General features: G+C 69.6%; 25 protein-coding genes. 10 read left to right on the top strand and 15 right to left on the bottom strand.

What is annotated here, in order from left to right:
- Positions 1-40: 40 nt before the first annotated feature.
- Positions 41-1093: an ABC transporter substrate-binding protein gene (locus KW843_RS23890; RefSeq protein WP_218297648.1), complete on the top strand. Its 1053-nt coding sequence runs from the start codon at positions 41-43 to the stop codon at positions 1091-1093.
- Positions 1094-1292: 199 nt separating this feature from the next.
- On the top strand, positions 1293-1445 hold the full coding sequence (locus tag KW843_RS23885) for a DUF3096 domain-containing protein (protein ID WP_218297647.1): 153 nt from the start codon (positions 1293-1295) through the stop codon (positions 1443-1445).
- A gap of 39 nt (positions 1446-1484) precedes the next feature.
- On the opposite strand, the gene KW843_RS23880 is transcribed toward KW843_RS23885, so the two are convergent.
- Both KW843_RS23880 and gloB read right to left on the bottom strand, forming a co-directional pair.
- A complete protein-coding gene (locus tag KW843_RS23880; RefSeq protein ID WP_218297646.1) occupies positions 1485-3011 on the bottom strand; it encodes a transglycosylase SLT domain-containing protein in 1527 nt (508 codons plus the stop codon).
- Positions 3008-3784, bottom strand: coding sequence for a hydroxyacylglutathione hydrolase (gene gloB, locus KW843_RS23875; RefSeq protein ID WP_218297645.1), 777 nt, complete (start codon positions 3782-3784; stop codon positions 3008-3010). Before gloB ends, KW843_RS23880 begins: the two co-directional genes overlap by 4 nt.
- Between gloB and KW843_RS23870 the strand changes: the two genes are divergently transcribed.
- From KW843_RS23870 to KW843_RS23855, 4 genes are all read left to right on the top strand, one after another.
- Positions 3783-4652, top strand: a complete 870-nt coding sequence (locus KW843_RS23870; RefSeq protein ID WP_218297644.1) for a class I SAM-dependent methyltransferase — start codon at positions 3783-3785, stop codon at positions 4650-4652. The two genes, gloB and KW843_RS23870, sit on opposite strands and share 2 nt — an antisense overlap.
- Positions 4649-5098: a ribonuclease HI gene (rnhA, locus tag KW843_RS23865; RefSeq protein ID WP_218297643.1), complete on the top strand. Its 450-nt coding sequence runs from the start codon at positions 4649-4651 to the stop codon at positions 5096-5098. The genes KW843_RS23870 and rnhA overlap by 4 nt, the downstream gene beginning before the upstream one ends.
- Before the next feature lie 178 nt (positions 5099-5276).
- Positions 5277-6671, top strand: a complete 1395-nt coding sequence (locus KW843_RS23860) for an efflux RND transporter periplasmic adaptor subunit (RefSeq protein ID WP_218297642.1) — start codon at positions 5277-5279, stop codon at positions 6669-6671.
- 15 nt (positions 6672-6686) lie between these two features.
- Positions 6687-9842 carry an efflux RND transporter permease subunit gene (locus KW843_RS23855; protein ID WP_218297641.1) on the top strand — a complete coding sequence of 1052 codons (3156 nt, stop codon included), beginning with the start codon at positions 6687-6689 and terminating at the stop codon, positions 9840-9842.
- Positions 9843-9939: 97 nt separating this feature from the next.
- On the opposite strand, the gene KW843_RS23850 is transcribed toward KW843_RS23855, so the two are convergent.
- The 6 genes from KW843_RS23850 to moaA all read right to left on the bottom strand — a co-directional run bounded on the left by KW843_RS23850 (position 9940) and on the right by moaA (position 14650).
- The gene (locus KW843_RS23850) at positions 9940-10272 is read right to left on the bottom strand and encodes a thioredoxin family protein (protein WP_218297640.1); all 333 of its coding nucleotides are present in this window, start codon (positions 10270-10272) and stop codon (positions 9940-9942) included.
- A 101-nt stretch (positions 10273-10373) separates the two neighbouring features.
- Complete coding sequence (glp, locus tag KW843_RS23845; protein ID WP_218297639.1) at positions 10374-11732, bottom strand: gephyrin-like molybdotransferase Glp; 1359 nt, start codon at positions 11730-11732, stop codon at positions 10374-10376.
- Positions 11733-11751: 19 nt separating this feature from the next.
- Complete coding sequence (locus KW843_RS23840) at positions 11752-12297, bottom strand: GNAT family N-acetyltransferase (protein WP_218297638.1); 546 nt, start codon at positions 12295-12297, stop codon at positions 11752-11754.
- A gap of 17 nt (positions 12298-12314) precedes the next feature.
- Positions 12315-12971: a molybdenum cofactor guanylyltransferase MobA gene (mobA, locus tag KW843_RS23835; protein WP_218297637.1), complete on the bottom strand. Its 657-nt coding sequence runs from the start codon at positions 12969-12971 to the stop codon at positions 12315-12317.
- A gap of 31 nt (positions 12972-13002) precedes the next feature.
- Positions 13003-13386 carry a DUF6713 family protein gene (locus KW843_RS23830; RefSeq protein WP_218297636.1) on the bottom strand — a complete coding sequence of 128 codons (384 nt, stop codon included), beginning with the start codon at positions 13384-13386 and terminating at the stop codon, positions 13003-13005.
- Between the two features lie 124 nt (positions 13387-13510).
- On the bottom strand, positions 13511-14650 hold the full coding sequence (gene moaA, locus KW843_RS23825; protein WP_218297635.1) for a GTP 3',8-cyclase MoaA: 1140 nt from the start codon (positions 14648-14650) through the stop codon (positions 13511-13513).
- A gap of 166 nt (positions 14651-14816) precedes the next feature.
- Between moaA and KW843_RS23820 the strand changes: the two genes are divergently transcribed.
- Positions 14817-15659, top strand: coding sequence for a type IV pili methyl-accepting chemotaxis transducer N-terminal domain-containing protein (locus tag KW843_RS23820; RefSeq protein WP_218297634.1), 843 nt, complete (start codon positions 14817-14819; stop codon positions 15657-15659).
- 25 nt (positions 15660-15684) lie between these two features.
- Here the strand turns inward: KW843_RS23820 and KW843_RS23815 are convergent, their stop codons facing one another.
- The 6 genes from KW843_RS23815 to KW843_RS23790 form a co-directional block, all read right to left on the bottom strand.
- Positions 15685-16338 (bottom strand): hypothetical protein, encoded by a 654-nt coding sequence (locus KW843_RS23815; protein WP_255594915.1) that lies wholly within the window; start codon positions 16336-16338, stop codon positions 15685-15687.
- 17 nt (positions 16339-16355) lie between these two features.
- Entirely contained in the window at positions 16356-17330 is a 975-nt protein-coding gene (locus KW843_RS23810) for a hypothetical protein (protein ID WP_218297632.1), read from the bottom strand.
- Between the two features lie 389 nt (positions 17331-17719).
- Positions 17720-18481 carry an SDR family oxidoreductase gene (locus tag KW843_RS23805; protein ID WP_218297631.1) on the bottom strand — a complete coding sequence of 254 codons (762 nt, stop codon included), beginning with the start codon at positions 18479-18481 and terminating at the stop codon, positions 17720-17722.
- A gap of 58 nt (positions 18482-18539) precedes the next feature.
- A complete protein-coding gene (locus KW843_RS23800) occupies positions 18540-19157 on the bottom strand; it encodes a DUF2889 domain-containing protein (RefSeq protein ID WP_218297630.1) in 618 nt (205 codons plus the stop codon).
- A gap of 356 nt (positions 19158-19513) precedes the next feature.
- Complete coding sequence (locus tag KW843_RS23795; protein WP_218297629.1) at positions 19514-20947, bottom strand: aldehyde dehydrogenase family protein; 1434 nt, start codon at positions 20945-20947, stop codon at positions 19514-19516.
- Between the two features lie 104 nt (positions 20948-21051).
- Positions 21052-21756: a Crp/Fnr family transcriptional regulator gene (locus KW843_RS23790; protein ID WP_218297628.1), complete on the bottom strand. Its 705-nt coding sequence runs from the start codon at positions 21754-21756 to the stop codon at positions 21052-21054.
- A 150-nt stretch (positions 21757-21906) separates the two neighbouring features.
- On the opposite strand from KW843_RS23790, the gene KW843_RS23785 reads away from it, so the two are divergent.
- The 3 genes from KW843_RS23785 to KW843_RS23775 all read left to right on the top strand — a co-directional run bounded on the left by KW843_RS23785 (position 21907) and on the right by KW843_RS23775 (position 24507).
- Positions 21907-22431, top strand: coding sequence for a DUF962 domain-containing protein (locus KW843_RS23785; RefSeq protein WP_218297627.1), 525 nt, complete (start codon positions 21907-21909; stop codon positions 22429-22431).
- Between the two features lie 169 nt (positions 22432-22600).
- On the top strand, positions 22601-23482 hold the full coding sequence (locus KW843_RS23780) for a bile acid:sodium symporter family protein (RefSeq protein WP_218297626.1): 882 nt from the start codon (positions 22601-22603) through the stop codon (positions 23480-23482).
- A gap of 5 nt (positions 23483-23487) precedes the next feature.
- Positions 23488-24507 carry an MBL fold metallo-hydrolase gene (locus KW843_RS23775; RefSeq protein ID WP_255594920.1) on the top strand — a complete coding sequence of 340 codons (1020 nt, stop codon included), beginning with the start codon at positions 23488-23490 and terminating at the stop codon, positions 24505-24507.
- A gap of 49 nt (positions 24508-24556) precedes the next feature.
- Here KW843_RS23775 and KW843_RS23770 read toward each other — a convergent pair whose 3' ends face one another.
- The gene (locus tag KW843_RS23770; RefSeq protein WP_218297624.1) at positions 24557-25711 is read right to left on the bottom strand and encodes an ABC transporter permease; all 1155 of its coding nucleotides are present in this window, start codon (positions 25709-25711) and stop codon (positions 24557-24559) included.

Here is a 25711-nt window from a genome sequence, read left to right as displayed (position 1 = left end):
CGATTGTTGCAATGCAGCATCGATATTTTTCCGGATTGCCATGACCCGCCCCTTGCTCACCCGCCGCGCCTTTGGTGCCGTGTCCGCCCTGTCGGCGGCCGCGGTGTTCGCGCCGGCCGCCGTGCGGGCACAGGCTGAAGGCGCGGCACTGGGCAATGTCACGATCGCCGTGGGCGGGCAGGGCGTGCTCTACCACCTGCCGCTGGCGCTCGCTGTCCAGCTGGGCTATTTCCGCGCCGAGGGGCTGGACGTGACGGTGCGCGATTTCTCGGCCGGCGCGCTGGCGCTGCAGGCGGTGCAGGAGGGCGCGGCCGATGTCTGTGCCGGCGCCTTCGAGCACACCATCCGCCAGCAGGTGCGGGGCCAGGCGTTCCGGTCGCTGGTGGTGCAGGGGCGCGCGCCCCAGCTGGCACTGGGGGTCTCGCTGCGGTCGCTGCCGGCCTACAAGGATCTCGGCGACCTGCAGGGGCGGCGCATCGGGGTGTCGTCCGCGGGGTCGTCCACGCACCTGGCGGCCAGCCTGGTGCTGGCGCGCGCGGGCCTGGGCCCGCGCGATGTGGCCTTTGTCGGCGTGGGCTCCGGCACGGCCGCGATGAATGCGCTGCGCTCCGGCCAGGTGCATGCGCTGTGCCATGCCGACCCGATCATGACGCTGCTGGAGCAGAAGGCGGACACCCGCATCACGGCCGACATGCGCTCGCTCAAGGCCGCGCAGGAGATGTTCGGCGGCGCGATGCCCGCCAGCTGCCTCTATGCGCCGCAGGCCTTCCTGCAAAAGAACGCCGCCCAGGCCCAGGCGCTGGCCAACGGCATCGTGCACGCCCTCAAATGGCTGCAGACCGCGGCCCCTGCCGACCTTGTCAAGGCCGTGCCCGCGGGCTACCTGATGGGCGACCGGGGGCTGTACCTGGCCGCCTTCAGCCGCGTGCGGGAAACCTACTCGCCCAACGGGGTGATGCCCGACGACGGCGCGGCCACGGCGCTGCGCGTGCTGGCGCGCGTGCACCCCGAGCTGGGGGATTTCAAGGTGGAGCTGGCGCGCACCTACACCAACGACTTCGTGCGCAAGGCGCGCCAGAAATTCAGCGTCTGAACGTGCGGCGGCGCCTCTCGGGGGCGCTTTGCGGCGGCCGTTGCCGTGGGGCGGGGGCAGGGCGCTGGAGACATGAAGTGAGGCCGCCCATTCCGTGTGGCGCCTGCGGCATCCGGGTCGGGAAGATGGCTTACATTCGTCGGCGTTCGGTTGGCCGTAGCCTCGGCATACCACTCACCCCTCCACCAAGGATCGCTCCATGACGTTCACCCTCAGCATCGGCCCGCTTGTCTCCCTGATCGCGGGCATCCTCATCCTGGTCATGCCCCGCCTGCTCAGCACCATCGTGGCGCTGTACCTCATCATCATGGGCATCCTGGGGCTGCTGGGCATGCACACGCTGAAGTTCTGAGGCGGGTGCCTCTGTCCGCGCTGCCCTTTCAGGGGCTTTTCAGCGGCGCTTGACCTTGGAGGGCGTGCCGCCCCGGCGCGACGGCGCGGCCGCCGGCCGCTTGGCGGCGGTGCCCGCCCGCGCCACCGTGCCCCGTGCCTGGCTGGCCTGCCGCACCGGCAGATACACCACGACCTGCTGGCCTGCCTTGAAGGCGGCCGTCGCGCGCACATCGTTCCAGTCCGCGACACTGGCCGCCGCGAGCTTGTAGCGGCGGGCGATGCTCGCCACGGTTTCGCCCTTGCCCGCCCGCACGGTGGTGCGGCGGGTGACGATCTCCGGAGAGAAAGCGACCTGCCCGTTGTCCGCCAGGTGGGACGACACGTCCTGGCGGATGGCCGACGAGCGCGGAACCATGAGGGCCGAGCCCGCCTTGATCAGCATGCGGGGCGGTATGTTGTTGACGCTGCGCAGGTCGTTCTCGCTCATGCCCGCGCGCTGCGCCGCTTCGGCCACCGTCATGGTGGAGGGCACGGACCACACGGTCCAGCTCGCGTACTGCCCTTCGCGGCGGGCTTCGAGGTTGCGCTGGAACACCTTGGCGTTGTCCCAGGGCAGCAGGATCTGCGGCGTGCCGGCCGCCAGGATCACCGGCTTGTTGAAGGAGGGGTTCAGCGCCCGGAAGTCCTCCTCGCGCACGCCCGCCAGCGTGGCCACCAGGGCCACGTCGATGTCGTGCGTGATGTCCACCGTCTGGAAGTAGGGGTGGTTCTCGATGAGCGGCAACTCGGTGCGGAAGGCCTCGGGGTGGGCAACGATGTTCTTGACGGCCTGCAGCTTGGGCACGTACATGCGGGTTTCGGCCGGCATGTTGAGGTCGGTGTACGTGGTGCCCAGCCCCTGCTTCTGGTTGCGGGCGATGGCCCGGCCCACGCTGCCTTCGCCCCAGTTGTAGGCGGCCAGGGCCAGGTGCCAGTCGCCAAACATGCCATGGAGCTTTTGCAGGTAGTCGAGCGCGGCGCGCGTGGAGGCGAGCACATCGCGGCGGTCATCGCGGAACGCGTTCTGCTTGAGATCGAAGTAGTTGCCCGTGGCGGGCATGAACTGCCACATGCCAGCCGCCTTGGCGCTGGAGACGGCCTGGGGGTTGAACGCGCTCTCGATGTAGGGCAGCAGGGCCAGCTCGGTGGGCATGCCGCGCCGCTCCAGCTCCTCGACGATGTGGAACAGGTACTTGCTCGAACGCTCGGTCATGCGCTGCATGTAGTCGGGGCGCGTGGCGTACCACTGCTCGCGGTCCTGCACCAGTTCGTGCTGCAGGTCGGGCATCGCGAAGCCCCGGCGGATGCGGTCCCACAGGTCGGCGGGGGTGGAGAGCGATGCGACCTCGCCGCTGGCCGCCTGCGCCGCCGTGATGGGGCGCAGCGGTCCGTTGGGAATGACGGGGGTGTGGGAGGCGGTGCGGGGCGCAGCGCCGGTGGAGGATGAAGGGGCGGTGCCGGCTGCGCTGTCCTGCGATGGCGCGGTGGTGGCGCAGCCCGTGAGCCAGAGCGCGCAGGCCAGGCAGGCGATGTGCAAAATTTTCATCGAAACTCGTTTTTCCATTGGCGCAGCGCGGCCAGTACCGCCACTGCATCGTCTTGATTCACCTGCGCGTCGTAGCCTCGGGCGGCCTGGGCCACCGCGGGCTGGCGCACACGCAGGAAGGGGTTGATGTCTCGCTCCAGGGCCATGCGCGAAGGCAGCGTGGGCTGGTGGCGTGCCCGCAGCGCCTCGCACTGGCTGCTGTAGTGGAGCAGCGCATCGTTGCCGGGTTCCACGGCCCGTGCGAATTTCAGGTTGGACAGGGTGTACTCGTGCGTGCAGCACACGCGGGTGTTGCCGGGCAAGGCCGCCAGCTGGTCCAGGGAGTCCAGCATCTGGGCCGGCGTGCCCTCGAACAGCCGGCCGCAGCCGCCGGAAAAAAGCGTGTCGCCGCAGAACAGCAGGGGCTCACCGTTGATGCGGGGGCAGTAGTAGGCGATGTGGCCGGCGGTGTGGCCCGGAACGTCGATGACCTCGAAGCGCAGCCCCAGCGCGTCCACCGTATCGCCCTGCGCGAGGCGGTGCAGGGGCCCGGGGATCTGCTCCCGCGCGGGGCCATACACCGTGGCGCCGGTGGCGTCGCGCACGGCATCGACGCCACCGACATGATCGGCGTGGTGGTGCGTGACTAGAATGGCCTGCAACTGCAGGTCCAGTTGCTGCAGTGCCTGCAGCACGGGCGCGGAATCCCCCGGGTCGACGACGAGCGCCTGGCGGCCGTTGTGCAGCATCCAGATGTAGTTGTCGGTAAAGGCGGGCAGCGGCAGCAAGTTCATGAGCGATCAAATTATAGGTTTGCACCACTGGTTCGATTCCCCGCCGGGCCGGTACCTGCTGGCGTGGGAGCAGGCGCGCTTCGACGAGGCGGTGGCGGATATTTTTGGATACCACAGCCTGCAGCTTGGCATGCCCCTGCTTGACGGCCTGCGCGCCAACCGCATGCCGCACCAGTGGCTGGCCCTGGGCCAGGAGGGCGTCCAGGGCTCCCTGGGCTTTCTGGAGGCGGGCAGTGGCGTGGACGCACCCCTGCAGTGCCGCATGGTCAACCTGCTCGCCGAGCCCGTGGCCCTGCCGTTCGCGCAGGCCAGCCTGGACCTGCTGGTCCTGCCCCATACGCTGGAGCTGAGTGTCGACCCCCACGCCGCCCTGCGCGAGGTGGAGCGGGTGCTGGTGCCCGAGGGCCGCGTGGTCATCAGCGGGCTGAACCCCACGAGCCTGTGGGGGCTGCGCCAGTGGCGCGCACGCATGTACCAGCGCATGGGCAATGGCACGCTGTACCTGCCCGACGTGGGCGAGTTCATTGGCTACCGGCGGTTGCGCGACTGGCTCAGGCTTTTGAGTTTCGAGGTCGAATCCGCCCGTTTTGGCTGTTATCGTCCAGCGGTGCGCACCACCCGGTGGCTGGAGCGCTTTGGCTTCATGGATGGGCTGGGTGAGAAATGGTGGCCCATTTTTGGCGCCGCCTATTTCATCGTGGCGGTCAAGCGGGTGCATGGCATGCGCTTGCTGGAGCCCGCCTGGCGCACCAGCCGCCAGCGGTCCGCCGCCACGGTGCCCATCGCCAACCGCGCACACGCGGCGGGTACGCCCGCGCGCACCTCCCGGGCCATCACGGCCGCCGAAAGAGACAGGAACACAGTTTGAACCAGGTAGAGATATACACAGATGGCGCCTGCAAGGGCAACCCGGGTCCGGGGGGATGGGGCGCCGTGCTCCGTTCCGGCCCGACGGAGAAGGAGATTTTTGGCGGCGAGCTGGGCACCACCAACAACCGCATGGAGCTGTTGGCCGTGATCGAGGCGCTCTCCGCCTTGAAGCGGCCCTGCGCCGTGACGCTGTACCTGGACAGCGAATATGTGCGCAAGGGCATCACCGAATGGATTCATGGCTGGAAGGCCCGGGGCTGGCGCACCGCCTCCAAGCAGCCCGTCAAGAACGTCGAGCTGTGGCAGCGCCTGGATGCGCTGGTGAGCACAGGCGGGCATCGCATCGAGTGGCGATGGGTGAAGGGGCATTCTGGCGATCCGGGCAACGAGCGCGCGGACGCGCTGGCCAACCGCGGCGTGGACAAGGCCCTGGGCCGCGCGTGACGGCGCTCTTCGCCAGCCAAGGCTCCTTCGGGAGCCTTTTTTGTGCGCGCCTTGTGTAAAGCCTGCGTAAAACTGCCGCAATTGACCTTGGGGTCAAGCCGCGAGTTGCTGCAGGTCAAGACACGCACTGATACATTCTTTGGTTGCGCTTTCCCACTTCACCCGGTTTCATTGATCCATGGCGTCCAAGCACAGATACATCGTTTTCGCCGTCATCGGCATCGCTGCAGCCTCCGGTGCCGCATGGTGGCTGCAGAAGAAATCCGTGCAGGCCCCGCGCACCGAGGCGGCCCTGGCCGGCGGTGGCAATGGCGCACCCGCCCGGGGCGGCGCCCCGGGTGGGGCCGGCCGGCCGGTGGCGGTCGAGGCGGTGGCCGTCCGGCAGATGGCCATGCGCGATGACGCCGAGGCCGTGGGCAGCCTGCGTTCGCGCCAGAGCGTGGTGCTGCGCCCCGAGGTGAGCGGGCGCATCACCCAGCTCAATTTCCGGGACGGCGAGCGCGTGCGGCGCGGGCAGGTGCTGGTGCAGTTCGACGACCAGTTGCCGCGTGCCCAGGTCCAGCAGGGCCAGGCCGAACTGTCGATTGCCCGGGCCAACCACAAGCGCAACCAGGAGCTCGTGGCCCAGGGCTTCATCAGCCAGCGGTCCGTGGACGAAAGCGCCGCGAACCTGGAGGTGGCCCAGGCCAAGCTCTCCCTGGCGCAGGCCACGGCCTCGCGCCTGAAGATCGTGGCGCCGTTCGACGGCATTGCGGGCATCCGGGGCGTGAACGTGGGCGACTACCTCAAGGATGGCGCCGACATCGTCAACGTGGAAGACCTGGATGCCGTGTACGTGGACTTCCGCCTGCCCGAGCGCCTGCAAGGCAAGATCCGCACGGGCCAGACCGCCCAGGTGGCGTTCGACGCGCTGCCGGGCGTGCGCTATGCCGCCGTGGTGCAGGCCATCAACCCCCAGATCGATGCCGACGGCCGTGCCGTGGCGGTGCGCGGATGCATCGACAACCGCCGCCTGCAGCTGCGCCCTGGCATGTTTGCTCGGGTGACGGCGGTGTTTTCGGAGCGCGCCGACGCCCGGGTCATCCCGGAAGAGGCTGTCGTGCCGGACGGCACCAGCCCCTACGTGCTCAGGATCGTCGAGGGCAAGGAGCCCGGCAGCCGGGTCACGCGGCGCACGCCGGTCAAGCTGGGCGTGCGCACGCCGGGGTTTGTGGAAGTGGTGGACGGCCTTGCCACGGGTGACCTGGTGGTGACCGCAGGGCAGCAGCGCATCCAGAAGGACGGCACCGTGGTGCGCGTGGTGGAACTGGGCAAGCCGGCCACCGGCGCGGCGCAGCCCGCTTCGGCGGCGCCCGCGGCGCTGGCCGATGCCCCGGCACCGGGCGCGGCCGGCTCCGCGGCGGGCATGCCCGCCGCGCAGCAGCCGCCGGCCGCCGTTCCCGCCCCCGTGCCTGTGGCCGCGGCGCTTTCGCCGGCCCTGGTGGCCCCGCTGCCCGGGGCCAGCCCCTGCCAGCTTGCGGGCGCATCCGGCAAGGCGGTGCCATCCGGCCCGCGCCCCGCGCGCGATCGATGAAGCACCAGGACTGCCATGCAACTCGCTGAAATATCGATACGCCGGCCGGTCTTTGCGACCGTGCTGTCCCTGCTGGTGCTGCTGATCGGCGCCGTGAGCTTCACGCGCCTGTCGGTGCGCGAGTACCCCAAGATCGACGAGCCCGTCGTGACGGTGAGCGTGCGCTATGCGGGCGCCTCGGCGGAGGTGATCGAGTCGCAGGTCACCAAGCCGCTGGAGGATTCCATCGCCGGCATCGACGCCGTGGATGTGATCACCTCCATCAGCCGCCCCGAGCAGAGCCAGATCAGCGTGCGCTTCCGCCTGGAGAAGGACGCGGACAACGCGGCCGCCGAAGTGCGCGACCGCACGGCCCGCGTGCGCAACCGCCTGCCCGACGCGGTGGACGAGCCCGTGATCGCCAAGGTGGAGGCCGACGCCTCGCCCGTGATGTGGCTGGCCTTCAGCAGCGACACCCGCACGCCGCTGGAGATCAACGACCTCGTCAACCGCATCGTCAAGCCGCGCCTGCAGACGGTGACCGGCGTGGCCGACGTGCCCATCTATGGCGAGCGCAAGTACGCCATGCGCGTGTGGCTCGACCCCGAGCGCATGGCCGGCTACCGCCTGACCACGCAGGATGTGGAAGACGCCATCCGGCGCAACAACCTGGAGCTGCCCGCGGGGCGCATCGAGTCGCAGCAGCGCGAGTTCAGCGTGACATCGCAGACCGACCTGGCCACGCCCGGGCAGTTCGCCGAGGTGGTGATCCGCACCGTCAACGGCTTTCCGGTGCGCATCCGCGACGTGGCGCGCGTGGAGGAGGGCGCGGCCAGCGACCGCAGCCGCGTGCGCCTGAACGGGCGCGAGGCCATCTCGGTCGGCGTGATCCGGCAGGCCACGGCCAACCCGCTGGAGCTGTCGCAGGGCGTGCGCGCGATGATGCCCGTGCTCAAGGACGACCTGCCCTCGGACATCGTGATCGACGTGGCCAACGACAACTCGCTGTTCATCGACCGGTCCATCAAGAGCGTGTACTCCACCATCGCCGAAGCCGTGGTGCTCGTGGCGCTGGTGATCTTCGTGTTCCTGCGCACGCTGCGCGCGTCCATCATCCCCATCATCACCATCCCGGTGAGCCTGGTGGGCAGCTTCGCGCTCATGTCGCTGGCGGGCTTTTCCATCAACACGCTCACGCTGCTGGCGCTGGTGCTGGCCATCGGCCTGGTGGTGGACGACGCCATCGTGATGCTGGAGAACATCTACCGGCACATCGAGGAAGGCCTGGACCCGTTCTCCGCCGCCATCAAGGGCGCGCGCGAGATCGGCTTTGCCATCGTGGCCATGACGCTCACGCTGGTGGCCGTGTATGCGCCGCTGGCCTTCACGCCCGGCCGCACCGGGCGCCTGTTCGTGGAGTTCGCGCTGGCGCTGGCCGGCGCGGTGGTGGTGTCGGGCTTCGTGGCGCTCACGCTGTCGCCCATGATGTGTTCGCTCCTGCTCAAGCACAACCCCAAGCCCAACTGGTTCGACCGCTCCATGGAGCGCTGGCTCACGGCACTGTCGGACGCCTACGGCCGCCTGCTGCGCTGGATCGTGACGGCGCGCTGGGGCGGTCAGGGCGCGGGGCGCGGCGGCATTCGTGGCGCGGTCTTCCAGGCGCGCTGGATCGTGATCGCGGTCATGGCGGTCAGCGGCGCCGCGCTGGTGGTGGTGTACCCGAGCATGCGGCAGGAGCTCTCGCCGCTGGAAGACCGGGGCACGGTGCTCGTCAACGTCACCGCCCCCGACGGCGCCACGCTGGACTACACCAACCGCTACGCGCTGGAGCTGGAGAAGGTTGGCCGCGAGTACCCCGAGTTCGACCGCATCTTCGCCAACATCGGCAACCCCACCGTGGCGCAGGGCAGCGTGATCTACCGCACGGTGGACTGGGAAAACCGCAAGCGCACCACGCTGGAGCTTGCGCGCGAGCTCCAGCCCAAGGTGGGCAACCTGCCGGGCGTCAGCTCGTTCCTCATCACCCCGCCGTCGCTGGGCCAGGGGTTCCGGGCGCGCCCGCTCACCTATGTGATCCAGACCTCGGACAGCTACGAGAACCTCAACCAGGTGACCACCGCGTTCATGGCCGAGATCGCCCGGAACCCCGGCATCATCGGGCCCGACATCGACCTGCGCCTGAACAAGCCCGAGCTGCGCATCGAGGTGAACCGCGAGCGCGCGGCCGACCTGGGCGTGAGCGTGGACGTGGTGGCCAAGGCCATCGAGACCATGCTGGGCGGGCGCACGGTGACGCGCTACAAGCGCGATGCCGAGCAGTACGACGTGATCGTGCAGACGGCGGCCCGGGGCCGCACCACGCCCGAGAACATCGACACCATCTACGTGCGGGGACGCAACGATTCGATGATCCCGCTGTCCAGCCTGGTCAAGGTGCGCGAGAGCGTGAGCCCGCGCGAGCTCAACCACTTCGGGCAGCGCCGCTCGGCCACCATCACGGCCAACCTGTCGCCCGACTACTCGCTGGGCGAGGCGCTCAAGTTCATGGATGACACCGCCGCCAAGGTCATCCGGCCGGGCTACACCACGGATCTGAACGGCACGTCGCGCGAGTTCAAGAGCTCACAGGGCGCTTTGGGCATCGTGTTCGTGCTGGCGCTGGTGTTCATCTTCCTGGTGCTGGCGGCGCAGTTCGAGAGCTTCATCGACCCGCTGGTGATCATGGTCTCGGTGCCGCTGTCGATGATCGGGGCACTGCTGGCCCTCAAGTGGAGCGGGGGGTCGCTCAACGTGTATTCGCAGATCGGGCTGATCACGCTCGTGGGGCTGATCACCAAGCACGGGATCCTGATCGTCGAGTTCACCAACCAGCTGCGCGAGCAGGGCATGGAGATGGTGGACGCGCTGGTCAAGGCCTCGGCGCAGCGCCTGCGCCCCATCCTGATGACCACGGGCGCGATGGTGCTCGGCGCCATCCCGCTGGCGCTGGCCTCGGGCGCGGGGGCCGAGACGCGCACGCAGATCGGCTGGGTGATCGTGGGCGGCATGTCGCTGGGCACATTGCTCACCATCTTCGTGGTGCCCACCATGTACACGCTGTTCGCGCGCCGGGCCGTGCCGGGCGCGAACACGGCGGTGGCGGCCGAGGAGCCCGCGCATCCGCTGCACCCGCATGACTACGTGGCCAAGTAGCGCCCCTCCCAGTCCGGGGCGCCGGGCGCGTGCATGAGGAACGGATGAAAGGAAAGCCCCCTCGGGGCTTCTTTTCGTTCAGGGCGCCGGGGCGTGGTCAGGCCGGCGCCGCGTTCGCCTGCAACGCATCCAGCACCTCCTGCAGGGCCTGTGGCCGCACGAGGCGCGCCACTTCCTGCCCGTTCTTCAGGAACACCAGCGTCGGCCACAGCTTGACCCCAAAAGTGCGGCCCAGGCGCTGGCCGGGGCCGTCTTCCACCTTGATGTGCGCCACGTCCGCGCGGCCCTTCAGCGCCTGCTCGATGAGGGGCTGGGCCCGCTGGCAGTGGCCGCACCAGGGCGTGCCGAACTCGACGACGGCCGCGCCCGGCAGGCGGTCCACGTCGTCGCGGGAGGGGGGCGTGGCAAGGTGCTGGGCGGCGTAGGTCATGGGCAGAGTCCACGGAGGGAAATAAAAATAAATGGAAGGCAGTGGGTTCCAGATTAGCGGGACAGGGGTGGACGGGTACCGGCCCGGTACCCGTGGCCGTGTCAGATCACGCCGTCAAAGAGCATCACATCCACCGTGTCGCCCACCGCCACATTGCCCTGGCCGTGGTGCAGCACGATGAGCCCGTTGGCCTGCACCATGGAGCTGAGCACGCCCGAGCCCTGGTTGCCCGTGGTGCGCACCTGCAGCGTGCCGTCGGCGGCGGTGGTGACGGTGCCGCGCTGGTACTCGGTGCGGCCGGGTTTCTTGCGCAGGGCTTCGGTGCTGGTGGCGCGCACCAGGGGCGGGGCGGTGTGTGTGCTGCCCATCATGCGCAGCAGGGCGGGGCGCACGAAGGCCAGAAACGTCACCATCACGGCCACCGGGTTGCCGGGCAAGCCGAACAGCACCGCGCCGTTGTGGGATTGTTTGCTATTATTTTGGTAGCTATTGGCGCTTGCTGGATCAGCGCCAGAGGCTGTTTTTTCCTCAAATTCCGTGGCGGCGATGCTCCCTGCGGCCATGGGGCGGCCGGGCCGCATGGCGATGCGCCAGAAGGCCACGTCGCCCAGCTTTTTCATCATGGTGCGCGTGTGGTCGGCCTCGCCCACGCTCACGCCGCCGCTGGTGATGATGGCGTCGGCGCGCTGTGCCGCGTTGCGAAAGGCCGCCTCCAGCAGCGCGGGCTCGTCGCGCACCACGCCCAGGTCGATCACCTCCACGCCCAGGCGGGTGAGCAGGCCGAAGACGGTGTAGCGGTTGCTGTCGTACACCGCGCCTTCGCGTGGGGCTTCGCCCAGGCTCAGGATCTCGTCGCCGGTCGAGAAATACGCCACGCGCAGGCGGCGGAACACCGTCACCGTGGGCAGGCCCAGGCTGGCCACCAGGCCCAGCGCGGCGGGTGCCAGCAGCGTGCCCTGGGCCAGCGCAACGCCGCCTTCCAGGAGGTCTTCGCCCTTGAAGCGGCGGTTGTCGCCGGTCTTGAGCACGTCGGCCGCGATGGTGATGTGGCCATCATCGGCTGCGGCCGTGGTGAACTCCTGCGGCACCACGGTGTCCAGGCCCGGGGGCATGATGGCGCCGGTCATGATCTTCACGCAATCGCCCGCCGCCACGGTGCCCACCCAGGCCTTGCCCGCCAGCGCCGTGCCCACCACCCGCAGCGTGAGGGGCTGCCCTGGGGTGAGTTGTGCGCCGGCGAACGCATAACCGTCCATCGCCGAGTTGTCGTGCGGGGGCACGCTGAGGGGCGAGACGACGTCCCGCGCCAGCACGCGGCCCAGGGCGTCGAAGAGGGGGAGCTCTTCGGTGGCGGTCACGGGCTCGACCAGCCGCTGCAGAAACGCGTTCACATCGGCGGCGCTCAGGGCCTGCGGGTCGTAGCCTTGCAGTTCGGCGGCAATCTGGGCAATGGTTTTCATGGGTCTCAATAGCTTTCAATCAGTCGTGCAGCACGCGCACCATGTGCAGCTTGTCGAAGCCCACGCCGTCCACCACGATGGCGTGGGGCAGCAGGCCCCAGGCGCGGAACCCGGCCTGCTCGTACAGGCGCACGACGTGGGTGTTGGAGGCGGTGACGGTCAGCACCAGCTGGGTCAGCCCGGGCACGCGGCTGGCGGCCTCCACACAGGCGGCCACCAGCTGCTGGCCGATGCCCTGGCGCTGCGCACGGGGTGCCACCATCATGCCCACCACCACGGCGCAGTGGCGCTGCTTGGCGCGCTGCTCGCGTTCACAGCCCAGGCAGCCGAGCAGCTGGCCCGTGGCATCGAAGGCCCCCAGGAAGAACTGGCCGGATTCCAGGGGGCCAAAGCGCGCCACGTACTCGCTGGCATCGCGGCCCACCGAGGATTCGTAGTCGGAGGTGAACGCATCCGGCGCCGTGCGCAGCGCCTCGTCGCGCAGGGCCTTGTAGGCCACGGCATCCGCGGCGGCCAAGGGGCGGATCTGTACGGAGCTGGTGGCCGGAAACGGGCGCGTGTTCATGGCGGTTGGGGGGCGCGTCAAGCCTGTGAGGCCTGTGGGGCCTGCGGTGTGCTGGTGCTCTCCAGCGCGTGCAGCTCGGCCAGCGTATTGGCGTTGAAGAAGGCCTTGGGGTCATCGCCCGGCTGGTCGAAGGGCACGATGGCGCAGTGGTGCTGGCCCGTCCAGGCGTCGATCTTGCGGCCGCCGGCCTGGGTGAAGGCGACCAGGCTTTCGAGCAGGTCCACGCGCAGCAGGCAGAACACCGGCTGGGTGCGCACGCTGGTGCGGCCCGTGCCATCGTCCTCGGGCGCCGCGGCCATGGCGATGTCGGCGTCCTGGGCGTCCGCCGCGGCCGCCAGGCGCTGGGCCAGGTCCAGCGGGAACAGCGGGGTGTCGCAGGGCACCGTCAGCAACCAGGGTGTTTCGCAACGCTCCAGCCCGGTCAGAAAGCCCGCCAGCGGGCCGGCATAGTCGGCCAGCACATCGGGCCACACGGGGGCGCCAAACGCCTCGTAGGCCGCGAGGTTGCGGTTGGCATTGACCATGGTGGCGCCGGTCTGCATCTGCAGCCGCATCAGCGTGTGCAGCGCCAGCGGCAGGCCGCGAAAGTTCTGCAGGCCTTTGTCGACGCCGCCCATGCGGCTGCCGCGTCCGCCTGCGAGCACGAGGCCGGTGATGTCTTGGGTTTCGATCATGGGGGTGGGCGATGGGGTGAAAAGCAGGGTGCTACAGCGGCTGCCGGGCACGCAGCGCGGTCAGTTGCAGGCACGAAAGGACGGCCGTGCAGGCCAGCAGGCCCAGGGACACGGGTTGCGCGAACGCCCCGTGCCCCAGCGCAAAGAACAGGCCGTGGATCGCCACGGTCAAGGCTCCCAGGCAGGGCATGAGCTTGTAGAAGGCCAGGGCCGAACGGCCGTCGCCCCGGGCGACCTGCGCCTGGGCATACAGCACCAGCGCAATGATGGGCAGGTTGAGCAGCAGGTTGACCTGGTTGCCGCCGGGAATGTGGAACAGCTCCCACTCATGCCAGTACGCGGCGTCGATCTGGTGCGTGACCAGGACGGTGGCATTGGCCAGGAACAGTGCGCGGTGCGTGGATTGAAGGGGCATGGGGTGGGTGTGGGCAAGAGGTGAAGGCCGCGGCCACCCATGGTGCCTGAAAACCGTCGGCGCCCGGACCATGGCGCGGGGCGGGGGCTCCGCAGGGCCGAGATGCACGGGGCCGGCCCCACCGCTAGCCGCCGATATAGCTCATCTCCACCCGCCGCGCGCCACCCTGTGTGGTGTCCGCCGGCAGGCTGCTGCGCAGCTCCGAATAGCGGTCGCCGCGCTGTTGCCAGATGGGGGCGATGGCCGAGGCGATCGCTTCGTCGCTGGCGCCGCCGCGCAGCAGGGTGCGCAGGTCGTAACCCTCCGAGGCAAACAGGCACAGGTAGAGCTTGCCTTCGGTGGACAGGCGCGCGCGGTTGCAGTCGTGGCAGAAGGCCTGGGTCACGCTGCTGATCACGCCCACCTCGCCCAGGGCGGGGTCGTACTGGCCTTGTGCGTTGGTGTAGCCCCAGCGCTCGGCGGTCTCGCCGGGGCTGCTGGGGTCGAGCTGCACCAGCGGCAGCTCGGCGCGCAGGCGTTCGATCAGCTCGGCCGAGGGCAGCACCTCGTCCATGCGCCAGCCGTTGGTGGCGCCCACGTCCATGTACTCGATGAAACGCAGCGTGGTGCCCGTGCCGCGAAAGTGGCGCGCCATGGGCAAGATTTCATGGTCGTTGGTGCCGCGCTTGACCACCATGTTGACCTTGATGTGCGACAGGCCCGCCGCGTGCGCGGCTTCGATGCCCGCCAGCACGTCGGCCACCGGAAAGTCCACATCGTTCATGCGGCGAAAGATCGTGTCGTCCAGTCCGTCCAGGCTCACGGTCACGCGGTTCAGGCCCGCATCCTTCAAGGCCTGGGCCTTGCGCGCCAGCAGCGACCCGTTGGTGGTGAGGGTGAGGTCGGGCGCCAGGCCGTCCACCGTGCGCAGCTGGGCCAGCTGGGCCACCAGCGCTTCCAGGTTCTTGCGCAGCAGGGGCTCGCCGCCGGTCAGGCGGATCTTGCGCACGCCGTGCGCCAGGAACAGCCGCGCCAGCCGGGTGATCTCCTCGAAGCTCAGCAAGGCACCGTGCGGCAGGTAGGGGTAGTCCTTGTCGAACACTTCCTTGGGCATGCAGTAGTTGCAGCGGAAGTTGCAGCGGTCCGTCACGCTGATGCGCAGGTCGCGCAGCGGGCGGCCCCGGGTGTCGGTGAGTTGGCCCGTGGGGGCCACCGGGTGCGTGGGCACCCGCGCCGCCAGTGCGGCGATGCGTTGGTCCACCAGGGGAATCACACGTTCGGCCATGGGGTGATTTTGCCGCAAGGGGCCCCGCAGAGGGGCAAGCCCCTGCGCGCGGAGTTGATCGCGGTCAAGTTCTGCCCCGGCGGCGGCGTGGCCCGCCTTTGACATGGCGCAGGGCACTCTGGATGTTGCATTGCAACAATACGGCATCCGATTTCAGGGGATTCCCATGCCAGTTCGTGAGTTCTTCGCCGACGCCCTGCCATGCCAGCGCCGCGTGGCGGTTCAATGGGTGGCGGCGGGCATCCTGCTGCCCACCTGGGGCCACAGTGCCCAGGCGCAGATAGGGCTGTCGGGGGCCATCAACTATGCGGGCTGGTTCCGCGCCCTGTCGCAGCGGATGGCCAAGGCCTATTGCCAGCAGTACCTGCAGGTGCTGCCGGGGGCGGCGGTGGATGTGATGGGGCTGGCGCGCAAGATGGTGCAGTCGGGCAGCAGCGAACTGGCGCGGGGCCTGCAGTCGGGGCGCTGGCCGGCCGACGTGGGGCGCCAGCTGGAAGAAGTGCAAAAGCAGTTTGCCCTGCTCAACCAGTTGACCACCGTGCCAGCCACCCAGACGGCGCTGGTGGTGGCGGCGTCCGATCAGGCCGACCGCACGCTGCTGGTTTCCCAGGCCGTGACCGAGTCGATCGAGAGGCTGGCGCAGGCCCCCAGCGCGCGGCTGGTGAACCTGGCGGGCCGCCAGCGCATGCTGTCGCAGCGCCTGGCCAAGAACTACTTTCTGCACGCGGCCAAGGTGGAGTCCAAGGTGGTGCAGGCGCAACTGGCCTCCGACGCCGCCGACTTCCGCCAGGCACTGCAGACGTTGAAGGCGGCGCCGGTGTCCACCCCCGCCATCCGCAACGAGCTGGAGCTGGCCGACTCGCAGTGGCTGTTCTTTGAATCGGCCCTGCGCCGCCCGGCCGATGACGTGGGGCTCAACGCCGTGGCCACCACCAGCGAGCGCCTGCTGGGCGTGATGGACAAGCTCACCAACCTGTACGAGGCAGCCCTGCGCGAGGTGCTGGGCTGAGCGTCCGGGGGCATCCGGCCCCCCGTCAGCCCCTGCAGGCCGCGTGCTGCGTGAAGTCCGCCAGGCGGCAATCGCGCCCCACCAGCACCAGCCGGGTGTCCAGCGCGTCGAAGAATCCCGGGGGTGGTGGCAGGGGCAGGCGCTGCACGCGTTTGTGCGCGTCGATGCGCACCGCCGCCAGCTCATAGTCGCGCGCCAGGGCCATCCACAGGCCGTGGGCCCCGGCGGACTGGCGTGCCCCGGTCATGAGGCTGCGGCCCGAGTCCAGCCACCAGCGGTAGATGGCGGAGGCAATGCCCATGCGGCGGTAGCCGTCCACCACCTTGGTGTGGGGCGCGCGCAGGTGGCGGTCGGTGCGGCGGTCCACCTCGACCAGCCGGTTGAACACGGTGTAGGCCACGATGCGGTTGCGCTGCGGGTCGATGGCGTAGACAAAATACTCGCCGTCGGCTTCGCGCAGGCGCAACTCCAGCCCGTGCAGGCGCAGGGGCAGCGCGCGCATCGCGTCGCGGGTGCGGTGGTTGGTGCGGATGCGTTCGTGCAGTGCGTCGAACTCGCGCTGGATGTCGCGGCCCGACAGGTCCACGTCGATGCGCAGTTCGGTCAGCAGGTGGCCCAGCGCACCCAGCCAGCCCCGGCCGGCCGGGGCACCGGGGGCGATGCGGGGCGCGAGGTGCAAGGCGCAGGCTCCGGGCATCATGGCGTGTGCCCCTGGCCATCGGTCCAGCAGCCGCTCAGCAGGCGCGCGGGCTGCTCACGGGCGCACACCCGGGCGCTGTGGGGCCAGTCGGGCAGCGGCACCACCAGGCCGGCGTACACGCCATAGGCTTCACCCGCCGCGATGGTTTCCCCCGCCGACAGGCTTTCGCCCGCGCGGATGGCCCCTCCTGCGTGGATGCGCCCGCCCGCGCGCACGCCCGAGCCCACCTGCAGGTGGCCCCGGCAGTCCACGTCGCCCGCCACCTGCAGGCCGTGCGTGGCCTGCACGGCCGCGTCGCCGTGAAGGTGGCCGCCCACCTTGATGCCTCCGCCGCCGTCCAGGGCGCCTGCCACGCGCAGGTCCTGGCCCACCGTGCAGTGGCCGCCGATGTGGGCCGAGGCGCCAGCGTCCAGCTCACCGCCCACGCGCAGGCCGCCCGTGCACTGCAGCCGCTGCGCCACCACCAGGGAGCCGCCCACGCGCGCGTCGCCGTGCAGCCGCACGCTGCCCTCACAGCGCAGCGCGCCCGCGACGCGCAGGTCTTCTCCCACCCGCAGCGCACCGCCCACCCGCAGGCCACCCAGCACGCTGAGGCTGCGGCCGGTGCGCAGCACACCGTCCACGTCGGCGCTGCCCTGGCACCGCACGCTGCCGGCGAACACCAGCGCGTCGGCCTCCAGATGGTCCACCTCCAGCACGTCGTTGGTGGGGCCGAACTGGTCGAGCATCCAGCAGGCGTCTTCCACCCGGCCTTCGCGCACCAGGTCGTCCAGCAAGGCCTGGTAGTTGCTGGCGCCCTCCTGGCGGCGCAGGTACCAGCGGTAGCCGTCGGCGCAGGGCCGTTTGGCGCGGATGAAGTGGCGGGTGATGTCGGTGGCGGCCGTCAGGCTGGCAGCGGCTCCGTCGGCGGGGTCGTGGCGCGCGGGGGGGCACGGGGCGAGCGATATCTCGCCGGAAGGGAACGGGGGCATCAACACTCCTCAAGGCTGCCCCGGGCCGTGGCCTGGGCGCAAGCAAGCGCCTGGGGGATGGGCCCGGCGACAGGAGGTGCGCGAAAGAACGTGGGGGAGAGGGTGTCGCCGGGCTCAGGAGTCTGCAGCAAGCGTGCAGACCCGGCGGTCGCCGGCCTGGAGGGTGGCTTGCGAGCGCGCGGCACGGCGCAGCGGCGCGGTGCCGCTGGGGGTCGTGACGGGAGAGGCGCTTGCAAACATGGATGGGCGGCACTATAGGCAGCTGCCCTGCAACCGTCAATCAATCCGCACCTCCCTGGTGCGGCTTGTGCCTGCGCGGGGCGGCCTCCGGCGGCCTTGCAGGTGGCGGGCGCCCGGGCGCGATCCCTTGCGAGACCGCCAGCAGGTGCCTACACGCAGCGCCCGCCGTCCACCTCAATGCACACGCCGCTGACGAAGGACGCCTCGTCGCTCGCCAGGTACAGCGCGGCGTTGGCCACGTCTAGCGCGGTGGAGAAGCGGCCCAGCGGAATGGTGGCCAGGAACTTGGCGCGGCGCGCCTCGTCCACCGGGCCGCCCGCGAACTCGGCGGCCAGGCCGGTGTCGGGGTTGAACACGGGGTTGATGCAGTTCACGCGGATGTTGTCGGGGCCCAGCTCGGCGGCCATGGACTTGCTGGTGATGATGACGGCGCCCTTGGAGCCGTTGTACCAGGTCAGGCCCGGGCGGGGGCGCAGGCCGGCGGTGGAGGCGATGTTGATGATGCTGCCGCCACCGGCCTGGCGCAATGCGGGCACGGCGTGGATGGCCGACAGGTAGATGCTCTTCATGTTGATGGCATAGACCTTGTCGAACTCGTCCTCGCTCACTTCGAGCATGGGGCGGTTGCGGTGCGTCCAGCCCGCGTTGTTCACCACCACGTCCAGGCGGCCGTACAGGCGCACGGCCTCGTCCACCATGGCCTTCACTTCGGCGGACTTCGTCACGTCGGCCTTGAAGAAAGCGGCCGTGCCGCCTGCCGCCGTGATCTCGGCCACCACGCGCTGGCCTCCTGCCTCGTTGATGTCATTGACGATGACCTTGCCGCCCTCTGCGGCCAGGCGCTTGGCGATGCCTTCGCCAATGCCGTTGCCGGCGCCGGTGACGATGATGGATTTGTTCTGCACACGCATGGGTGTCTCCGATGGGTTGTGGTGAGATATATCAAAATTGATAGCTGCCAGCGCTTATTCAACCAGCGCTAGAGCCCGATGGGGCTGAAACTTCAGTGGCAGGGGCCGTCGGGGCGGCCGAGGCGGTTGCCTTGGATTCCCGGCCATGGAACTGGGGGAAAAATTCCTTCACGCCGCTGCCGTTGAAGTCCCACCCCGTGCATTGGCCCAGGTGGCGCGGCGGCTCGTCGGGGTGGCTGGCGGCAAACACCGCGGGCACCGACTGGAAGGCCGCCGTGGCCAGGTTGAACAGCAGTTCGCGCAGGTGTGTGCAGCTTTCCACGCCGCCCAGGTGCTTCTGGATGGCCTGGCGCCAGCCGCGCGCCATGCTGCAGCCCACCATGCGCTGCAGCGCCGCCTGGGCCTCGGTGCAGCCTTTGAGCGGATGCGAGTCCATGGACACGTCCACCGCCTGCACCACCAGCTGGCGGTTCACGGTCACGCGCAGCCACATGTGGTGGATGGCCTCACCCGCCAGGCGCGTGCGCGTCGGGTCGCGGTGCGAGGGGGCGTCGTAGGCCTTGCTGTCGTGCAGCTCGCCCTCGATGTCCCACAGGCCATCGTCGCGTTCAAAGCCCTGGTAGTTCACCCGGCGGACATGCTTCAGGGTGCGGGGGGCGGGGGGGCTCAGGGGCATGGAGGAAGAAAAATCGTCGTACAGAAGCAGCCGAGGTTAGCGGGGCCTGCCCGTGCCGTCGTGCGCGGGCGGGACACTGAGAACGTGTTCACGATCTCGCAGGGGATCGCGTTGGAGCGCAATCGGGATGAGTGGATGCTTCGGATGCGCCGCATGGGCTCATGCCCATGCAAGCAGCCGAGGCGCCCAATCGCCCGATTTCGCTCCAACCCTTCGGGCAGTGGTCTTTGCGGGCGGTCTGCGGCGTTGCGGCGCTTGCCAATAGCCGAGCTATTGGCTGCCCACCGCGCCTTGCATCCCATCCCGCAAAAACCACTGCGCGACCCCTGGGAGATCGTGAACACGTTCTAAGGCCTTCAACCGTACTTGATGGCGACGGTCTTCAAGGTGGTGAAGCCGTACAGCGCCTCAAAGCCCTTTTCGCGCCCGTAGCCGCTGGATTTGACGCCGCCAAACGGCAGCTCCACACCGCCCGCAGCGCCGTAGTTGTTGATGAACACCTGGCCGCTGTGCACGCGCTTGGCCATGCGGAACTGGCGCGCACCGTCGCGCGTCCAGATCCCGGCCACCAGGCCGAACTGCGTGGCGTTGGCGAGTTCCACCGCATGGTCCTCGTCCTGGAAGGCCATGGCCGACAGCACGGGGCCGAAGACTTCTTCCTGCGCCAGGCGGTGCTGCACAGGCACATCGCGCAGCAGCGTGGGGGCCTGGTAGTAGCCGGTCTCGGGGGCTTCGTCCACCACCACGCCCTGGGCCACCATGGGAATGCCGGCCACCTGCGCGTCGGACAGGAAGTCCCACACGCGCTGCTGCTGCGTCTGGCGGATCAGCGGGCCCACGTCCAGGTCCATGGCGGCGGGGCCCACGCGCAGCTTTTCAAACGCCTTGCCCAGGCGTTCGAGCAGGGGTTCATAGATCAGCGAGTCGATCAGCACGCGCGAGCCCGCCGAGCAGGTCTGCCCGGCGTTCTGCACGATGGCGTTGATGACCACGGGAATGGCGGCGTCCAGGTCGGCATCGGCAAAGATGATCTGCGGGCTCTTGCCGCCCAGCTCCAGCGTGACGGGGCAGTGGCGCTCGGCGGCCACCTGCTGGATCAGCGTGCCGATCTTGGGGCTGCCGGTGAAGCTGATGTGGTCGATGCCCGGGTGGCGCGCCAGTGCATCGCCCACCTCGTGGCCGTAGCCGGTGACGATGTTCAGCGCGCCGGAGGGGAAGCCCACCTCGGCCGCCAGCTGCGCCACGCGGATCAGCGACAGGCAGGCGTCCTCGGCGGGCTTGACCACACACACGTTGCCCGCCGCCAGGGCGCCGCCCACGCTGCGGCCGAAGATCTGCATGGGGTAGTTCCAGGGGATCACATGGCCCGTGACGCCATGCGGCTCGCGCCAGGTGAGCACGCTGTAGCCGTCGGGGTAGGGAATCGTCTCGCCGTGGAACTTGTCGCACGCACCGGCGTAGAACTCGAAGTAGCGCGCCAGCGCAATCGCATCGGCGCGTGCCTGCTTGGTGGGCTTGCCACAGTCGCGCTGCTCCAGGGCCGTGAGTTCGTCGGCATGCTCCAGGATCTTGGCCGAGAGCTTTTGCAGCAGGCGGCCGCGCTCCACGGGCGCCATCTTCTGCCACACCGCGTGGTAGCACTGGCGCGCCGCATGCACCGCCGCATCGATGTCGTCGGCGTTGCTGCGCTGGATTTCGTCGAAGGTCTGGCCGTCGGACGGGTCGATCACGGGGATCGTGCGGCCCGAGGCGGACGGAACCGAGGCGTTGGCGATGTAGTTCAGTTGCATGGCCACCATTTTGCCCGGAAATGGAATGTGTGCTTACTATTTGTATGAAAAATGGCTATGGCGCTTGATGGTAAAGCGCTGGTTGCTATATATTTAATAGTAATTCAATAGCAGGTGGCCCGTAGCGCCGCCAGGTCCAAAATCTCCACCTCGCCACGCTGCACGCGCACCAGGTGGCGCGACTCCAGGTCCTTGAGGATCTGGTTGGTGGTCTGGCGCGAGATGGCCAGCATCAGCGACAGCTGCTCCTGCGAGATGCCGATCACGCGGCGCGACTGGCCCTCGGCCGTCCACTGGCCGTAGCCCTCGGCCATCATCACCAGGCGGCGTGCCAGGCGCTGCGGGGCGGGCAGCAGCGCCAGCTCCTCCATGGCCACGAAGGCGGTGCGCAGCTTGTCGGTGAGCAGCAGGGCCAGCGCATGCCAGTGTTGCGGGTGGGCCTGCAGCCAGGCCTGCAGCCGTTCGTGCGGCACCTGCAGCAGCGTGCTGGCCTCGGCGGAATGGGCGTCGTGGGTGCGCGCCGAGCCGTCGAACACCGAGATCTCGCCAAACCAGTGCGGCGGCTCCAGCCGCGTGAGCAGCGCAGCGCGCGCCTCGTGCGCCCGCCCGCCCGTGCCCGAGATGCTGATGGCCCCGCGCACCACCGCGTACAGCCCGCAGGGCGCGTCGCCGCGCAGGAACAGCACCTCGCCCGGCTGCAGCTGGCGCAGGTGGGCCATGGCGATCAGCGGCTGGGCAAAGTCGGGCGGCAGGTGGGCAAACCAGCGGCCGGACTGGAGAACGGGCAGGTAGGCGGCGGGGTCGGTCATGTGGGGAGGGCGGGGCGCGCGCGGGGCGGAAGGAAGGGGCTGAAGGGGAAGGGCTGAAGGGAAGGGGGCTTTTTGTCGTGTGTACGACAGACGTTGCGGCCCCTGCGGGGCGACCATTGATCCTGCTCAAAACAATACCAGGAGACACCCATGAAAACCCTGATCGACCACCTGGCCCAGTACGCCGACTACCACCGCGACCCGCGCAACATCCACACCCACTTCGTGGGCGTGCCGATGATCATGTTCGCGGTGGTGGTGCTGCTCTCGCGCCCCGCGTGGGCGGTGGGCGGCCTGCCCTTGACCCCGGCGCTGTTCTGCGCGCTGGCCAGCAGCGTCTTCTACCTGCGGCTCGACCTGCGTTTTGGCCTGGCCATGGCGGCGCTGCTGGCCGCGATGCTGGTGGTGGCGCAGTGGGTGGCGCTGCAGTCCATGGCCGTGTGGCTGGCCACGGGCATCGGCCTGTTCGCCGTGGGCTGGGTGATCCAGTTCGTGGGACACCATTACGAAGGCCGCAAGCCCGCGTTCGTGGACGACCTCGTGGGCCTGATCGTGGGCCCGCTGTTCGTGGTGGCCGAGTGGGCCTTCGCGCTGGGCCTGCGCAAGGAAGTGCAGGCCGCCATCGAACTGCGCAGCGGACCGGTGCGCCTGCGCACGGGCCAGGCGGCGGCCTAGGGGCACGCCGCTTTTTCCGCCCGCCTCGCTGTCCCTTTTTCCTTTTCTTTCTCTCTCTCCTTGTCGTCCGGTCGCGGCACTCCGCCCACGGCGCCCTCGTGGCGCCGTGGGCATCGCCGTTTCCACCCGCTTTGAACGGAGCACGGCCCTCTGCGGGCCGTGTGTGCACATGAGCTTTGTTTCCATCCTTCCCACCCTGCTGTTCATTGCGCTCGGGCTGGTCATGTTCGGCCTGGGCCTGTCGCTCACGGTGGGCGACTTCAGGCGCCTGCTGCAGCATCCGCGCGCGGTGCTGCTGGCCCTGGTGCTGCAGGTGCTGGTGCTGCCGGCGGCGTGCTACGCCCTCATCGTGCTGCTGGGCGTGGCCCCCGTCTACGCGGTGGGGCTGATGCTGCTGGCGGCATCGCCCGGCGGCGTGTCGGCCAACCTGTTCAGCCATCTGTTCGGCGGCAACGTGGCGATGAACATCTCGCTCACCGCCATCAACACCGTGCTGTCCATCGCGAGCCTGCCGCTCATCACCAACTGGGCCATCGACACCTTTGCCCGCACGGGCCAGGTGGTGCCGCTGCAGTTCGGCAAGGTGGTGGAGGTGATCGTCATCGTGCTGGTGCCCGTGGTGCTGGGCATGGCGGTGCACCGGCGCGCGCCGGCGTTCAGCGCACGCATGGAAAAGCCCATGAAGATCTTCAGCGCCGTGGTGCTGGCGGCGTTCGCGCTCATCGCCATCGCCAAGGAGTGGACGGCGCTCGTGGAGTCCTTCGCGGGCATCGGCCCGGCCGTGCTGCTGTTCAACGCCATCAGCCTCGCATCGGGCTACTACCTCGCACGCGCGGCGGGGCTGGACAAGTCCATGGCCACGGCGATCAGCTTCGAGATCGGCATCCACAATTCCACGCTCGCGATCTTCATCGCGCTGTCGGTGCTCGGCAACTTCCAGCTCGCGCTGCCCGCCGCCATCTACTCGGTCAGCATGTACCTCCTGGCCACGCTGTTCGGCATGCTGGTGCTGCGCCGCCCTGACACGGCGGCCGCGGCCAAGGTGGCGTGAGCGCGATGCGGCCGCTGCTGACGAAGGCGCTGCTGGCCCTGGGGCTGCTGGCGGTGTTCGCGCTGGGCGCGCTGGCCTGGGCGCTGCAGCAGCACCCCTCACTGCAGCCGTACGCGGATCTGCGCTGGAAGGTGCCCGCTGGCGGCGAGGCGCCGCCACCCGTCAAGGTGACCTTCCTGGGCGTTTCCACCGTGCTGCTGGACGACGGCGAGACGGCGCTGATGACGGACGGATTTTTCTCGCGCCCCGGCAAGCTGCAGACCTTCCTGGGCAAGGTGGAGCCCGACATGCAGGCCATCACGCAGGGCCTGCGGCGTGCCGGCCTGCCGGGCGAAACGGGCAGGCTGGCGGCGGTGATCCCCGTGCATTCGCACTACGACCACGCCATGGATGCGCCCGAGGTCGCGCGGCGCATGGGTGCGCTGCTGCTGGGCTCCGAGTCCACGGCCAACGTGGGGCGCGGCTGGGGCCTGGCCGAGGCGCAGATCCGCGTGGCGAAGCTGGGCGAGCCGCAGCGCTTTGGCCGCTTCACGGCGACGCTGTTCGCCAGCCGCCATGCGCCCACCGGCTTCACGGGGGGCGAGGTCACCGCCCCGCTGCACCCGCCGGTGCGTGCCAGCGACTACAAGGAGGGGCAAAGTTATGCCCTGCATGTGGAGCATGGCGGCAGGACGCTGCTCATCGTGGGCAGCGCGGGCTTCGAGCCTGGTGCGCTGCGCGGCGTGCAGGCCGACGTGGTGCTGCAGGGCATCGGCGCGCTGGGGCCCCGGCCCGAGAGCTACCGCGATGCGCTGTGGACCGAGGTGATCGCCGCCGTGGGCGCCCGGCGCGTCATTCCCATCCACTGGGACGACTTCTGGCAGCCTCCGGGCCGGCCCATGCAGCCCATGCCCCCGCCGCTCGATGCCTTCGATGTGTCCATGGCCTACCTGCGCGAGCGGGGCGCGCGCGACGGCGTGGATGTCCGTCTGCCGCTGGAGTGGCAGGCGATGGACGTGTGGGCCGGGCTGCCCGCGCGCCGTTGAGCGGTGAGGGGTGAGGGGGCAGGGCGGCGGGCCCGGCGCGGCGTGGTGCTCAGACGGCTGGCAGGAGCCGGGGGCGGGTCTTGTACAGCAGCGCCGCCGTGGCCACCGCGCACAGCGCCACCAGCGCGCACAGGTGGGGCAGGGCGGCCGACAGCGGCGCGCCCAGCTGGTTGAGCCGCAGCGAGGCCTGCACGCCCGAGGTGCTGGGCAGCAGCCAGCGCAGCCACTGCAGCGGCTCGGGCAGGGCCTCCACGGGCCACGAGAAACCGGCCACGAACGCGATGGGCAGCGTGGTGAACAGCAGTACCTGCAGCGCGCGCTCGCGGTTGCCGAACCACAGCCCCAGCAGCGACCCCAGCGCGGCGATGGCGGGTACGTAGCAGGCCAGGAGCGCCAGCGCGCCCAGCGGGTTGCCGCCGCGCGGGTAGCCGTGCAGCACGAAGATCCAGCCAAAGTAGAACAGCCCGCTGGCCCAGCCCAGCGTGTTCAGCGCCAGCAGGCGGCCCAGCCAGGTGGTGGCGCTGGCGCGGTGCTCGCCGGCCTCCACCCAGGTGCCGGTGAGCAGGGCGGCGCCCATGAGCAGGGTCTGCTGCAGGATCAGCAGCGCCACGGCGGGCACCACGAAGCTGCCATAGCCCTCGATGGGATTGAAGAGCGCCACCATCTGCAGCTGCACCGGCGCGCGGCTGGCCGCGGCCTGCTGCGCGCTCTGGCCGCCGGCCTGCAGCTTGCGGATCTCGACCCCGGCGGACACCGTGCCCACCGCCTCGGCGAAGCCGTACTGCACGGCCTTGTTGAGCAGCGCATAGGCACCGTTGGCCTCGATGCTGACCACCGCGTTCTCCCCGCGCACCACGCTGCGCTTGAGGTTGGCGGGGATCAGCGCATAGCCTTCGATCTCGCCGCGCCACAGGGCCTCCTGCGCCTCGCGCTCGCTGCCCGTGACCAAGCGCACCTCGATGCGCGGGTCGGCGTCGGCAAAGCGCGTGATCTGGCGCGACAGGCTGCTGTGGTCCATGTCCACCACCGCCACGGGCACGCGGGTGAGCACCTCGTCGGCATAGAACCAGGGGTAGAAGAAACCGTAGAGCACGGGCGCGCCGATCAGCAGCAGCAGCACGCCCTTGTCGCGCGCCATGGTGGCCAGCGCCAGCAGCCAGGCGTGCAGCAGGCCCCGGGGGGCGGGGTTCGTGTGGACGTGCAT

Origin of the sequence: Acidovorax sp. sif1233 (genome assembly GCF_019218755.1) — a bacterium.
Classification (GTDB): domain Bacteria; phylum Pseudomonadota; class Gammaproteobacteria; order Burkholderiales; family Burkholderiaceae_C; genus Acidovorax.
Note: the sequence above shows the minus strand (reverse complement) of the source record. Positions and strands in the feature narration are given on the sequence as shown.

Bases quoted from the DNA above. Each gene is read 5' to 3' on its own strand.
- KW843_RS23890 (WP_218297648.1), top strand. From the start codon at position 41: ATGACCCGCCCCTTGCTCACCCGCCGCGCCTTTGGTGCCGTGTCCGCC.
- KW843_RS23885 (WP_218297647.1), top strand. From the start codon at position 1,293: ATGACGTTCACCCTCAGCATCGGCCCGCTTGTCTCCCTGATCGCGGGC.
- KW843_RS23880 (WP_218297646.1), bottom strand. From the start codon at position 3,011: ATGAAAATTTTGCACATCGCCTGCCTGGCCTGCGCGCTCTGGCTCACG.
- KW843_RS23870 (WP_218297644.1), top strand. From the start codon at position 3,783: ATGAGCGATCAAATTATAGGTTTGCACCACTGGTTCGATTCCCCGCCG.
- gloB (WP_218297645.1), bottom strand. From the start codon at position 3,784: ATGAACTTGCTGCCGCTGCCCGCCTTTACCGACAACTACATCTGGATG.
- KW843_RS23860 (WP_218297642.1), top strand. From the start codon at position 5,277: ATGGCGTCCAAGCACAGATACATCGTTTTCGCCGTCATCGGCATCGCT.
- KW843_RS23855 (WP_218297641.1), top strand. From the start codon at position 6,687: ATGCAACTCGCTGAAATATCGATACGCCGGCCGGTCTTTGCGACCGTG.
- KW843_RS23850 (WP_218297640.1), bottom strand. From the start codon at position 10,272: ATGACCTACGCCGCCCAGCACCTTGCCACGCCCCCCTCCCGCGACGAC.
- glp (WP_218297639.1), bottom strand. From the start codon at position 11,732: ATGAAAACCATTGCCCAGATTGCCGCCGAACTGCAAGGCTACGACCCG.
- KW843_RS23840 (WP_218297638.1), bottom strand. From the start codon at position 12,297: ATGAACACGCGCCCGTTTCCGGCCACCAGCTCCGTACAGATCCGCCCC.
- mobA (WP_218297637.1), bottom strand. From the start codon at position 12,971: ATGATCGAAACCCAAGACATCACCGGCCTCGTGCTCGCAGGCGGACGC.
- KW843_RS23830 (WP_218297636.1), bottom strand. From the start codon at position 13,386: ATGCCCCTTCAATCCACGCACCGCGCACTGTTCCTGGCCAATGCCACC.
- moaA (WP_218297635.1), bottom strand. From the start codon at position 14,650: ATGGCCGAACGTGTGATTCCCCTGGTGGACCAACGCATCGCCGCACTG.
- KW843_RS23820 (WP_218297634.1), top strand. From the start codon at position 14,817: ATGCCAGTTCGTGAGTTCTTCGCCGACGCCCTGCCATGCCAGCGCCGC.
- KW843_RS23810 (WP_218297632.1), bottom strand. From the start codon at position 17,330: ATGCCCCCGTTCCCTTCCGGCGAGATATCGCTCGCCCCGTGCCCCCCC.
- KW843_RS23805 (WP_218297631.1), bottom strand. From the start codon at position 18,481: ATGCGTGTGCAGAACAAATCCATCATCGTCACCGGCGCCGGCAACGGC.
- KW843_RS23800 (WP_218297630.1), bottom strand. From the start codon at position 19,157: ATGCCCCTGAGCCCCCCCGCCCCCCGCACCCTGAAGCATGTCCGCCGG.
- KW843_RS23795 (WP_218297629.1), bottom strand. From the start codon at position 20,947: ATGCAACTGAACTACATCGCCAACGCCTCGGTTCCGTCCGCCTCGGGC.
- KW843_RS23790 (WP_218297628.1), bottom strand. From the start codon at position 21,756: ATGACCGACCCCGCCGCCTACCTGCCCGTTCTCCAGTCCGGCCGCTGG.
- KW843_RS23785 (WP_218297627.1), top strand. From the start codon at position 21,907: ATGAAAACCCTGATCGACCACCTGGCCCAGTACGCCGACTACCACCGC.
- KW843_RS23780 (WP_218297626.1), top strand. From the start codon at position 22,601: ATGAGCTTTGTTTCCATCCTTCCCACCCTGCTGTTCATTGCGCTCGGG.
- KW843_RS23775 (WP_255594920.1), top strand. From the start codon at position 23,488: ATGCGGCCGCTGCTGACGAAGGCGCTGCTGGCCCTGGGGCTGCTGGCG.
- KW843_RS23770 (WP_218297624.1), bottom strand. From the start codon at position 25,711: ATGCACGTCCACACGAACCCCGCCCCCCGGGGCCTGCTGCACGCCTGG.